The organism is Pseudoalteromonas sp. Angola-7 (genome assembly GCF_028599255.1).
In the GTDB taxonomy this organism is placed as follows: Bacteria; Pseudomonadota; Gammaproteobacteria; order Enterobacterales; family Alteromonadaceae; genus Pseudoalteromonas; species Pseudoalteromonas atlantica.
The window spans coordinates 36807-48834 of record NZ_JAQREL010000012.1 but is presented as its reverse complement, the minus strand read 5'-3'; the positions used below and the strand labels follow the sequence as shown (position 1 = coordinate 48834).

Annotated in this window: 10 protein-coding genes, 9 tRNA genes and 1 pseudogene; 5 read left to right on the top strand and 15 right to left on the bottom strand. The window is 41.1% G+C overall.

Annotated elements, in window-relative coordinates:
- Positions 1-34: 34 nt before the first annotated feature.
- The 15 genes from PSH50_RS15225 to lolB form a co-directional block, all read right to left on the bottom strand.
- A tRNA-Leu gene (locus PSH50_RS15225) sits at positions 35-119 on the bottom strand.
- A 123-nt stretch (positions 120-242) separates the two neighbouring features.
- Positions 243-317, bottom strand: a tRNA-Gln gene (locus tag PSH50_RS15220).
- A 40-nt stretch (positions 318-357) separates the two neighbouring features.
- Positions 358-442, bottom strand: a tRNA-Leu gene (locus PSH50_RS15215).
- A 122-nt stretch (positions 443-564) separates the two neighbouring features.
- Positions 565-639: transfer RNA gene (locus PSH50_RS15210), tRNA-Gln, on the bottom strand.
- Between the two features lie 40 nt (positions 640-679).
- Positions 680-764 (bottom strand) — tRNA-Leu (locus tag PSH50_RS15205).
- Between the two features lie 94 nt (positions 765-858).
- Positions 859-935, bottom strand: a tRNA-Met gene (locus PSH50_RS15200).
- A 5-nt stretch (positions 936-940) separates the two neighbouring features.
- Positions 941-1015 (bottom strand) — tRNA-Gln (locus PSH50_RS15195).
- Between the two features lie 37 nt (positions 1016-1052).
- A tRNA-Leu gene (locus PSH50_RS15190) sits at positions 1053-1137 on the bottom strand.
- 67 nt (positions 1138-1204) lie between these two features.
- A tRNA-Met gene (locus tag PSH50_RS15185) sits at positions 1205-1281 on the bottom strand.
- Positions 1282-2029: 748 nt separating this feature from the next.
- Positions 2030-3121, bottom strand: a complete 1092-nt coding sequence (gene ychF, locus PSH50_RS15180; protein WP_004588829.1) for a redox-regulated ATPase YchF — start codon at positions 3119-3121, stop codon at positions 2030-2032.
- A 33-nt stretch (positions 3122-3154) separates the two neighbouring features.
- The gene (gene pth / locus PSH50_RS15175; protein WP_024033868.1) at positions 3155-3739 is read right to left on the bottom strand and encodes an aminoacyl-tRNA hydrolase; all 585 of its coding nucleotides are present in this window, start codon (positions 3737-3739) and stop codon (positions 3155-3157) included.
- 18 nt (positions 3740-3757) lie between these two features.
- Positions 3758-4372 (bottom strand): 50S ribosomal protein L25/general stress protein Ctc, encoded by a 615-nt coding sequence (locus tag PSH50_RS15170; protein WP_004588831.1) that lies wholly within the window; start codon positions 4370-4372, stop codon positions 3758-3760.
- Positions 4373-4523: 151 nt separating this feature from the next.
- Positions 4524-5471 carry a ribose-phosphate pyrophosphokinase gene (locus tag PSH50_RS15165; RefSeq protein WP_004588832.1) on the bottom strand — a complete coding sequence of 316 codons (948 nt, stop codon included), beginning with the start codon at positions 5469-5471 and terminating at the stop codon, positions 4524-4526.
- 90 nt (positions 5472-5561) lie between these two features.
- Entirely contained in the window at positions 5562-6419 is an 858-nt protein-coding gene (gene ispE, locus PSH50_RS15160; RefSeq protein ID WP_273587111.1) for a 4-(cytidine 5'-diphospho)-2-C-methyl-D-erythritol kinase, read from the bottom strand.
- A gap of 2 nt (positions 6420-6421) precedes the next feature.
- A complete protein-coding gene (gene lolB, locus PSH50_RS15155) occupies positions 6422-7009 on the bottom strand; it encodes a lipoprotein insertase outer membrane protein LolB (protein ID WP_004588834.1) in 588 nt (195 codons plus the stop codon).
- 83 nt (positions 7010-7092) lie between these two features.
- On the opposite strand from lolB, the gene hemA reads away from it, so the two are divergent.
- From hemA to PSH50_RS15130, 5 genes and pseudogenes are all read left to right on the top strand, one after another.
- Positions 7093-8349, top strand: a complete 1257-nt coding sequence (gene hemA, locus PSH50_RS15150) for a glutamyl-tRNA reductase (RefSeq protein WP_004588835.1) — start codon at positions 7093-7095, stop codon at positions 8347-8349.
- A gap of 7 nt (positions 8350-8356) precedes the next feature.
- A complete protein-coding gene (gene prfA, locus PSH50_RS15145; RefSeq protein WP_004588836.1) occupies positions 8357-9442 on the top strand; it encodes a peptide chain release factor 1 in 1086 nt (361 codons plus the stop codon).
- Positions 9443-9444: 2 nt separating this feature from the next.
- Positions 9445-10284: a peptide chain release factor N(5)-glutamine methyltransferase gene (gene prmC / locus PSH50_RS15140; protein WP_138580018.1), complete on the top strand. Its 840-nt coding sequence runs from the start codon at positions 9445-9447 to the stop codon at positions 10282-10284.
- Positions 10285-10341: 57 nt separating this feature from the next.
- Positions 10342-11277 (top strand): annotated as a pseudogene (locus PSH50_RS15135) (DUF3369 domain-containing protein); the annotation flags it as partial.
- 321 nt (positions 11278-11598) lie between these two features.
- Entirely contained in the window at positions 11599-11973 is a 375-nt protein-coding gene (locus tag PSH50_RS15130) for a SirB2 family protein (RefSeq protein WP_064384853.1), read from the top strand.
- The last annotated feature ends 55 nt before the right edge of the window (positions 11974-12028 follow it).

Here is a 12028-nt window from a genome sequence, read left to right as displayed (position 1 = left end):
AAATTTGGAATAGTTTTAGTTCTAGATAAGAACATGGTGCGGAAGGAGAGACTTGAACTCTCACATCCTAAGATACTGGAACCTAAATCCAGCGCGTCTACCAATTCCGCCACTCCCGCATTTAACATACACAGGTGTTAATGTATTGGAACCTAAATCCAGCGTCTAATTCAAGACAACTGCCAATTCCGATACTCCCGCATATGGTCATTCTTTATAGCAATTTCTTTGGTAGAAGAAATTGGCTGGGATACCAGGATTTGAACCTGGGAATGCCAGGATCAAAACCTGGTGCCTTACCGCTTGGCGATATCCCAACAAAGAATTAGCTGATTATTTTAGTTCTTATCGAGAACATGGTGCGGAAGGAGAGACTTGAACTCTCACAACCTAAGTTACTGGAACCTAAATCCAGCGCGTCTACCAATTCCGCCACTCCCGCATTTAACATACACAGCTGTTAATGTATTGGAACCTAAATCCAGCGTCTAATTCAGACTACTGCCAATTCCGATACTCCCGTATATTGTCATTCTTTATAGCAATTTCTTTGGTAGAAGAAATTGGCTGGGATACCAGGATTTGAACCTGGGAATGCCAGGATCAAAACCTGGTGCCTTACCGCTTGGCGATATCCCAACAAAGAATTAGCTGATTATTTTAGTTCTTATCGAGAACATGGTGCGGAAGGAGAGACTTGAACTCTCACATCCTAAGATACTGGAACCTAAATCCAGCGCGTCTACCAATTCCGCCACTCCCGCATTTTTACTTTGAATAATCAAAGAAAGGTAGTTATTTTAAACTCTTCATTGAGCTGCAATTTAACTCTTGCAGAGCCACTTCTAAAAAAAGAAATGGTGGCTAAGACGGGATTTGAACCTGTGACCCCATCATTATGAGTGATGTGCTCTAACCAGCTGAGCTACTTAGCCATTGTTGGCTGGGATACCAGGATTTGAACCTGGGAATGCCAGGATCAAAACCTGGTGCCTTACCGCTTGGCGATATCCCAACAGAAAACAATTGATAGTTTAGTTCATATCAGAACATGGTGCGGAAGGAGAGACTTGAACTCTCACATCCTAAGATACTGGAACCTAAATCCAGCGCGTCTACCAATTCCGCCACTCCCGCATTTTCACTTTGAATAATCAAAGGGAGGTAGTTATTTTAAACTCTTCATTGAGCAACAAAAGAAAAATGGTGGCTAAGACGGGATTTGAACCTGTGACCCCATCATTATGAGTGATGTGCTCTAACCAGCTGAGCTACTTAGCCATCTCTTTTGTTATCACTTCATCGCTGAGTGCGGGGCGTATTATGCTGATATGACCCAAATCCGTCAACACCTTTTTTGCAAAAAAACACTTAACAGGGTTTGTTTGCAGGAAAATTAAGCTAAGAGGCTAAATTTTAATAAATTTGCTGTTTTTTTAACTGTAAATCAACTGTCAAAGTACACTAAGTAATAACAACTTAAAACCGTTAATATAAAAACTGCTGAGTATTTATGCAGTCGCTTTGTGATCAAGTTGTATTAAAACCGAGTTTATTGAGTATTTTAGCTATTGAATGAAGCTATGATACTTAATAACCAGGTTATGCAATCATTTTAAGTAGGCATAACTTGCGCTAGTTGCGTTAAAAATTACATATTAATCACCGCGTGGGGGTAGTTGGTAGGGTAATTTGCTTATTACTGATGCGTATTTCTCACGTTAAATAAAGTATTTAGCTTAGCTCGTGAGTATCAAACCAATCCGTAATAATACTTATATCATTTTTAGGGACTAAACGTGTCGCTATCTGTGTGAAAAAATTCTCTTTTAGAACAACTAAATAGCGAATTTTTTCTAGCTATCAACAGGTTTTTCCATCAACAAAATAAATCACTTAATTATGCTAATTGCTATAAAAAGCCAAAAGTAATTAAGGCCATTTGTCTTTTGGGATAAAACTTATTTAGATAAAGGCATAAAAAAACCCGCATTAAGCGGGCTTTTATAAACAGATTGTTTAGGCGTAATTATACGTTGAACAAGAAGTTCATTACATCGCCATCTTTAACAATGTACTCTTTACCTTCTTGACGCATTTTACCGGCTTCTTTAGCGCCACCTTCGCCATTAAAGGCAATGTAGTCGTCATAAGCAATGGTTTGTGCGCGAATAAAGCCACGTTCAAAGTCGGTGTGAATTTTACCAGCCGCTTGCGGCGCAGTTGCACCTACTGGAATAGTCCACGCGCGTACTTCTTTTACACCTGCAGTGAAGTAGGTTTGTAAATGCAATAGCTCGTAACCACCGCGAATAACACGGTTTAGGCCTGGTTCTTCTAAACCTAGGTCTGCCATAAATTCAAGCTTGTCTTCTTCATCTAGTTCAGAAAGCTCAGATTCGATTGCAGCACACACCGGAATTACTACAGCATCTTCAGACTCTGCAATAGCACGTACACGGTCAAGGTGTGGGTTATTTTCAAAGCCATCTTCAGCTACGTTAGCAATGTACATAGTAGGCTTAATAGTTAAGAAGTTAATTGAGCTAATTGCTGCTTTTTCTTCTTTAGTAAGCTCTAAAGAGCGAAGTGTTAACCCTTCGTCTAAGTGTACTTTTACTTTTTCAAGTACTGCATTTTGCTCTTTAGCGTCTTTATCGCCGCCTTTCGCTTTTTTAGCGTTACGGAAAATTGCTTTATCAGCGCTGTCCATATCGGCAAGTACTAATTCGGTATTGATAACGTCAATATCGTCAGCAGGGTCAATAGTACCTGCAACGTGAATTACGTTTTCGTCTTCAAAACAGCGAACTACATGGCCAATTGCATCCGTTTCACGAATGTTTGCTAAAAATTGGTTTCCTAAACCTTCACCTTTTGATGCGCCTTTTACTAAACCAGCAATATCAACAAATTCCATACTAGTAGGTAGAATACGTTGAGGATTTACAATTTTTGCTAGCTCGTCTAAGCGAGGATCGGGTACCGGTACTACACCTGTGTTAGGTTCGATGGTACAAAAAGGAAAGTTAGCGGCTTCAATACCCGCTTTAGTTAGTGCATTAAAAAGCGTTGATTTACCAACATTAGGCAAGCCAACGATGCCACATTTAAAACCCATAGTAAGATACCTTGTTAAGATTCGTTTAAACGATTATGGTTTAAAAGAATGTAGTCTGTTTTGTGCTTTTAACACACCATCTTTTGCAAGTATTTCCATACAACGAACTGCTTCATCAACCGCTGCATCCATTTTTTCTTGGTCTTCTTTGGCTGCTTTTCCAAGCACCCAACCGGTAACCATTTCACGATGCCCTGGATGACCGATACCTATGCGTAAACGCATAAAATCTTTTTGGTTTGCCATTTTTGCAATAATGTCTTTTAAGCCATTATGACCGCCATGACCGCCACCTTTTTTAAGTTTGGCAACGCCTGGGTCTAAATCCATTTCGTCATGGGCAACAAGTATGTTTTCCACGGGGATTTTGAAAAAATTGGCTAAACTACCGACCGCTTTACCACTTAAGTTCATGTAGGTGGTGGGGATCAATAATTTGAATTCTTGGCCTTGGATGATCACTTTGCCAGTTAGGCCGTGATATTTAGGATCGTGTTTGAGCGTGCAGTTGTAGCGTGCTGCGAGTTCTTCAATGAACCAAGCACCTGCATTATGGCGTGTGTTTGCGTATTCGGGGCCTGGATTAGCCAGGCCCACAAGCATTTGAATAGAATTCAAGGTGCAAGACCTTAAATATTATTCAGCAGCGTCTGAAGCTTCTTCTTCAGTAGGAGCTGCTTTGTTAGCTTTGATTGTAACTACTGACAGGTCGTGGCCTTCGCCTTTACCTAGTTCAACAGACTGAACACCTGAAGGAAGTTCAAGGTCAGAAATGTGAACTGAATCACCAACTACTAAATTAGAAACGTTAACTTCAACGAATTCTGGAAGTGCTTTAGGAAGACAAGAAATCTCAACTTCAGTTAACTGGTGAACAACAGTTGCACCAGCTTTAGTAACTGCTTCTTCACCGATGAAGTGAAGAGGAACTTTAGTTACTAATTTGTGAGTTGCATCTACACGTTGGAAATCAAGGTGAGTGATTTTTGGCTTGAATGGGTGACGTTGAATATCTTTTAAGATAGCTTCAACAGACTCGCCGCCAACATTTAGCGTAAGAATGTGCGTGTAAAAACCTTCGCTTTCTTGTGCTTTGATCATGTCTTTATGAGCAAGAGTAAGCGATACCGCTTCTTTATCTGCACCGTAAAGGATAGCAGGTACTTTGTCTTCGCGACGTAGGCGGCGGCTCGCACCAGTACCAGTTTCTACGCGAAGTTCAGCGTTGTAAGTATAAGTTTCGTTAGACATAATGTCTCCAATAATTAAAAGTGTTAGGGCCTTTGCGACCAAGGTCCCTACCCAAAAGGCGCGCTATCATAACACCGCCCCCCGATAAAATAAACAACACATACAAAAAAAGCGCCAAAAGGCGCTTATATGTTCCAACGAATGTATGATTTTAGTGTTCAAACATCGCTGAAATAGATTCTTCATTGCTGATGCGACGAATTGTTTCGGCTAACATGTCAGCAAGAGTCAGTACTTTTACTTTATCAAGCGCTTTTAATTCATCAGATAACGGAATTGAGTCAGTTACAATTACTTCATCAATTACTGAGTTACGAATGTTCTCTGCAGCTTTGCCAGATAAAATAGGGTGCGTTGCATAGGCAAATACGCGTTTAGCACCGTGTTCTTTAAGTGCTTCTGCGGCTTTACATAAAGTACCACCGGTATCAATCATATCATCTACGATAATACAGTCGCGGCCTTCAACATCACCAATAATATGCATTACTTGAGAAACGTTAGCTTGAGGGCGACGTTTATCAATAATAGCAAGGTCTGTGTCGTGAAGTAGTTTTGCAATAGCACGGGCACGTACTACACCACCAATATCTGGCGATACTACAACAACGTCTTCAAACTCACGCTCTTCCATATCTTCAAGTAATACAGGGCTACCAAATACGTTATCTACTGGTACGTCAAAGAAACCTTGTATTTGCTCAGCGTGTAAATCAACCGTAAGAACGCGGTCAACACCTACACTTGATAAGAAATCGGCAACAACTTTAGCGGTAATTGGAACGCGCGCAGAACGTACTCGACGGTCTTGACGTGCATAACCAAAATAAGGAATGACGGCAGTAATACGACCTGCTGATGCACGACGTAGAGCATCAACCATAACGATAAGTTCCATTAGGTTATCGTTAGTAGGGGCACAGGTTGATTGCAAGATAAAAACATCCGAGCCACGAACATTTTCATTTATTTGAACACTGATCTCACCGTCGCTAAAACGGCCAACAACAGCATCGCCTAATTCAATATACAAACGTTTTGCAACTTTTTGAGCTAACTCAGGTGTTGCGTTACCAGCGAAGAGCTTCATGTCAGGCACGGTAGGGTTCCTCAGGCACTGAATTTTTGGACTAACGGGTAAATAGGTAAAACCCACTACGCGTTAACTTATGATTACTTGTACGTTACTTCATTGATCGAATATGGCGGCAAGCTCCGTATGAGCAGGTGAGACATTTGCGCTAGAAGCAACAAAACCCTGCCAAGTATGGGGGAGGTTATCAAGTACATCTTGTGCTTGAACTTGGCTAGCAAATTCGACAAAACAACATGAACCTGTTCCGGTCATCTTCGACGGGGCGTATTTTAGCAACCACTGCAGGGTTTTTTCAACCTCGGGGCAGAGCTTTTTAACTAAAGGCTCACAATCGTTGGTTAATTTATGGGTTCGCCAATCACCTGAAATTTTTGGCGTATCGCGTTTTAAATCTGGGTGAGTGAATATTTTAGCGGTACTGACATGCTGATTAGGGTGCACAACGCAATACCATTTTTGTTCAAGCTCTACGTCAACCAATTGTTCGCCAATACCGTGTGCTATGGCGCTTTTACCACGAATAAATACCGGCACGTCGGCGCCTAATTGCAAGCCTAAGTTTGCTAATTCATCAATATTTAGTTGTGTATTCCACATTTTATTAAGTGCAAGTAACGTGGTGGCTGCATCAGATGAACCGCCTCCCACGCCGCCACCCATAGGTAAACGTTTAGTGAGATTTATTTTTACACCTGATGAAATGCCACAGTGATTTTTAAGCAATAACGCGGATTTATAGATGAGATTATCGCAATCTGCTATGCCTTTCGTATCACCCGTTATTAAAATAGTAGGGGCTTCGTTAACTGAAAAGTCGAGTGTGTCGCCAAAATTTAAAAAGGTAAATAAGGTTTCTAGTTCGTGATAACCGTCATCACGGCGCGCATTGATGTGTAAAAATAAGTTAAGTTTTGCCGGTGCAATGACCGAAAAAGCTGTTTTAGTATTCATACTTAATTAAATTGCCAATTGTAGAGTTGAATTTTGATTTTAATTTGCTGATGTTTTAGCGTGACATTGCCAGGAACCCAAAAGCCACCTTGCTGTTTATAGTTTGAATACGTTATTTGCCACTTTTTATTGCTGTTATCGTACCAAATAACTTGTTGTGCACGGCCAAGTTCGTCTACTTTTAATGTTTGCGACGTTAATGTGCCTTTTAACCAGTTATCGGCGTTATCAACTGGCAGGTCAAAACCGGTTAAGCGTTTTAATAATAACGCAGCGTTAGTATCTGTGTATGTTTTATCGTCGTAATCAAGTACCGCACCTGTGCGGGTTTGTTTAAGCGACAATATACGAGTACCAATAAACGTAGTGAGCACTAAGTTGTTTTGTTTTTCGTCTTGTTGCCAATTTAAGTTTGCAGATTGGCGCTCATCAGGGCTTATAAACGCTAATTTACCTTGTGCTTGCCAGGTTTTTTGCGCTGCTAAGCGTGGTTTCCAATCATCGTAAAGCGTTGTTTTTGTATCAATTTGGTGGGCGCAGCCCGCTAAAAACAAAAAAAGAGTGAATAAAATTAAATAATGTCTAATCAAATGTTGTTCCTTACTTTCCATATTCCGCTGATTTTTGGTAAAATTGCCGCCTTTAAAGTAGGGCGCAGCAATATTTGGCAAATATGACCATCATAGCACTTGGTATAAATCACAAAACCGCATCCGTAGAATTACGTGAAAAAGTGGCTTTTTCGCCTGAGCAAATGTCTGAGGCGCTCCAGCAATTAAGCGGTCATGCCGACTTTAACGAAGCCGTTATTGTATCTACCTGTAACCGTACCGAAATCTATTGTAGCCTTGAGCAGTCAAATTCCCAAGCACTGCTAGCCTGGCTTGCCAGTTTCCATGGTTTGGATGAACACGAACTGAGCAAAAATATATATTGCCACCAAGGTGATGCAGCCATTAATCATTTAATGCGTGTTGCGTGCGGCTTAGATTCTTTGGTATTGGGCGAGCCGCAAATTTTAGGGCAAATTAAGCAAGCTTATCATAGCGCCAAAACACACGATGCCGTAGGCGTTAAGTTTGACAGGTTGTTTCAAAAAACCTTTTCTGTAGCTAAGCAGGTCCGTACCGACACTGATATTGGTGCCAGTGCTGTGTCGGTGGCGTTTGCAGCGGTTAATTTAGCAAAACATATTTATGGCAAGCTTGATAAAACCAATGTGTTATTAATTGGTGCCGGCGAAACAATAGAGCTTGTAGCTAAACATTTATATCAAAATGAGCCGCAACAAATTACGGTTGCCAATAGAACCATTGAGCGTGCACGCGGTTTAGCGCAGGAAGTGTCGGCCGATGTGATTGCGCTGGCACAACTACCTGAGCGTTTACACAAAGCCGATATTGTTATTAGCTCAACCGCCAGTACGTTACCAATTATAGGTAAAGGGGTGGTGGAGCAAGCATTAAAACAGCGCCGCCATAAACCTATGCTGTTTATTGATATTGCCGTACCGCGCGATATAGAAAGCCAAGTAGGCGAGCTTGACGCAGCCTATTTATATTCCGTTGATGACTTACAAGCCATTGTAAGCGAGAATATGGCCGCGCGTGAACAGGCGGCAGAGCAAGCACAATTAATAATAAGCGAGCGCGTAAAAGAATTTGAAATGTGGGTTCGCTCTCTCGATTCGGTTGATTTAATTCGCCACTACCGAAACGACGTACAAACCATTAAGTCAGAACTTGTTGAGCGGGCGGTTAGTCAGCTAAATACAGGTAAAGACGCAGAAAAAATTATATTAGAGTTGGCCAATAAATTAACCAACCGCTTAATGCACGCGCCTACCCGTGCAATTCAAGATGCGGCTAAAAAAGGTGAAGTGGCACAACTAACTCAGTTGAAAAAAATGTTAGGTATTGATCAGGAATAACAGTTAAATGAAAGAGTCTGTATATCGTAAATTAGAAACCTTAGTAGAGCGCTACGAAGAAGTACAAGCGCTACTGAGCGATCCGTCGGTCATTAGTGATCAAAACCGCTTTCGTGCTCTTTCAAAAGAATACTCTGAGCTTGAAGAAATTGTAAAAACATTTTTAGCATACCAACAAGCGCAAGACGATGTAGCGACTGCTGAAGAAATGCTAAAAGATTCAGACCCAGATATGCGTGAAATGGCGCAAGAAGAATACAAAGAAGCTAAAGCGCAAATTTTATCATTAGAAGATGAGCTACAAGTGCTTATGCTTCCTAAAGATCCTAAAGATAACAACAATGTATTTTTAGAAGTACGTGCGGGTACCGGTGGTGACGAAGCGGCTATTTTTGCAGGCGATTTATTTAGAATGTACAGCCGTTACGCCGAAACACAAAAATGGAAAGTTGAAGTAGTGAGCACCAACGAAGGTGAACACGGCGGCTACAAAGAAGTTATTGCAAATATTAGCGGTGAAGGTGTGTACGGTAAGCTTAAGTTTGAATCGGGCGCTCACCGTGTACAACGTGTACCAGAGACTGAGTCGCAAGGGCGTGTACATACCTCTGCGTGTACGGTTGCAGTAATGGCCGAAATTCCTGAAGCAGAAGCCATTGAAATAAACACCGCCGATATAAAAGTAGATACCTTTAGAGCCTCGGGCGCTGGTGGTCAGCACGTAAATAAAACCGACTCGGCAATTCGTATTACTCATATTCCAACGGGTGTTGTGGTTGAGTGTCAGGATGAGCGTTCGCAACATAAAAACCGTGCTAAAGCGATGTCGGTACTTGCCGCGCGTTTACAGCAAGCCGAAGATGAAAAACGTCATGCGGCTGAGGCCTCTGAGCGCCGTAACCTAGTGGGCAGTGGCGATCGCTCTGAGCGTATTCGTACTTACAACTACCCGCAAGGACGTATTACCGATCACCGTATTAATTTAACGCTTTATCGCTTAAACGAAGTGGTAACTGGTGATTTAGGCGCAATTATCGATCCATTAATGCAAGAGCATCAGGCTGATTTACTTGCCGCAATGGGCGATGAGTAATTGTGAACCACACGCTTGAGCAGGCAATAGCGGTTGGTGCAACTAAACTTGCACCAACTAGCGACAGCGCTAAATTAGACGCACAAGTACTGCTATTACATATTCTTCAAAAACCTCGCAGTTACTTATTTACCTGGCCAGATAACCTACTTAGCAGCGACGAACAGCGCCAATATGATGAATTTTGTGAACGGCGTTTAAATGGTGAACCCGTAGCGCATATTATTGGCCAGCGCGAATTTTGGAGCTTAGCGCTCGAGGTGAATGCCACGACGCTTATTCCTAGGCCTGATACCGAAACACTCGTTGAGCAAGCTTTAGCACTTACCGTGCCTGAGCAAGCAAAAGTGCTTGATTTAGGCACTGGCACCGGCGCTATTGCACTTGCACTTGGTAGTGAAATGCCAACATGGCAAATTACAGCAGTCGACAAAGTTGCAGATGCGGTGGCCTTAGCGACTCGTAACCAGCAACGTTTAGCCATTAATAATGTGCAAGTTAAGCAAAGTAACTGGTTTAGCGCGCTGAAAAATGAGCAGTTTAATTTAATTGTGACCAACCCACCGTACATTGAACACGACGATAAACATTTAAAAGAAGGGGATGTGCGCTTTGAGCCTCTTTCTGCGTTAGTGGCCGATGAGGCAGGAATGGCTGATATAAAACAAATAATTACACAATCACGTGACTATTTGCTCCCTAGTGGCTATCTTTTAATAGAACATGGTTTTGAACAGGGTGAAGCTGTTCGGCATTTGTTTAAGCAAATGGCGTATATAAATATTAAAACAGTAAAAGACTTGGGAAATAACGATCGTGTAACGCTCGCACAGTGGCCTTAATTTGATAATAAACAGCCATGATTGTGTGTTCTATAAATGCATTAAGGAACCTTTAATATGATGGGTGATTTTTTATTTTCAGATGAGCCAGATGAGTTAGAAAGTGAAGTAGAGCTTGGCACTTGGAAAGTATTAATCGTTGATGACGAACCTGAAGTTCATGCTGTTACAAAGCTTGCGTTGAGTGATTTTGAATTTCAGAACAAACGTTTAGAATTTTTAAGCGCATACTCGGGCGCTGAAGCAAAAGAATTAATAAATGCGCACCCAGATGCCGCTATTGTACTGCTAGATGTGGTAATGGAAACAGATGACGCTGGGTTACAGGTTGCTAAATTTATTCGCGAAGAAGCTAATAATAATCATATTCGCATTATTTTAAGAACCGGTCAGCCTGGGCAGGCGCCTGAACGCCAAGTTATTATTAATTACGATATTAACGACTATAAATCGAAAACAGAGCTGACAGCGCAAAAGCTGTTTACTGTGATTATGTCGAGCTTACGCTCGTATCGCGATATTATTTCTATAGAGCAATCTCGCGAAGGGCTTGAAAAAATTATTGTTGCCTCGCGCGATATATTTGCCACACGTTCAATAGAGCAGTTTATTGAAGGGGTGATGCAGCAACTTACCTCGTTATTAGGCATTGCCGATCAAGCGGTGTATGCCACTACTTTAGTGGCGCAAAATACGCAAGAAAATAGTAATGATAAGCTAATAGTACGCTCTGGTACGGGTGAGTTTGAGCAAAGCGAGGGTAAAGAATTAGATGCTGTGCTGCAAAACGAGCAACTAGAGGCGTGTCATCAAGCACTTAAAGATAAAAGCATAATTTATAAAGATAACTATTTATTTGCTTATTGTAGCAGCGAGTACAATCACAATTCGATGTTATTTATATCGGGGATCCCTAAAAATATAACCGATACGCAACGTAATTTAATTGAGATTTTTTCGCAAAATGTACAACTAGCATTTGAGAACGTGCAACGACAACAACGTTAATCGTTACTATAAATTTAAAAAAGCACATAGCCTTGCGACTATGTGCTTTTTAGTTTGTGAGGCATAATAGCCAAAGCAGTGCGTAGGGCTTGGTATTATACCGAGCAGCAATAATATTTAATCATTTTGAGGGGGGCTAAACGTGTTGCTATCAGCGTTAAAAAATTCTCATTTAGAACAACTAAATAGCAAATTTTTTGCCTAGCTATCAACACGTTTTTCCATCCTAAAATAGATCACTTAATTAAGCGGATTGGTATTAAACGCACTTAACTAAATTTAACAAAACAAAAAGTACTGAGGCTTATGGATTATTTAGCAGTAAAACACTCACACATGGCAATTGCTATGCTAAGCGTTATCTTATTTTACATCCGCTCTTTTTCGCGTATGGGCAGTGGCAAGCTTGCCAAAAATAAACTGGTTTTTATTGGCAGTCACAGCATTGACACTTTATTACTTATTTCTGCAATAACATTGGTGTTCATGGCAAAAATAAACCCCTTTGAGCAGCTATGGTTATTAGAAAAAATAGTGCTTGTAGTGATTTATATTGCGATAGGTATTATTAGCGCTAAACAAACTAATACGCTGCCAAAAATTATGTATGTGGTAGTAAACACGGTTGTGATTTTAGCAATAGGGTATTTGGCAACGGCAAAATCGCCGCTACTTTTATAATACCTACTCTGTTGCAAGTTAAGTGTCGGTGCGTGTATATGCTTTTTAAACACGC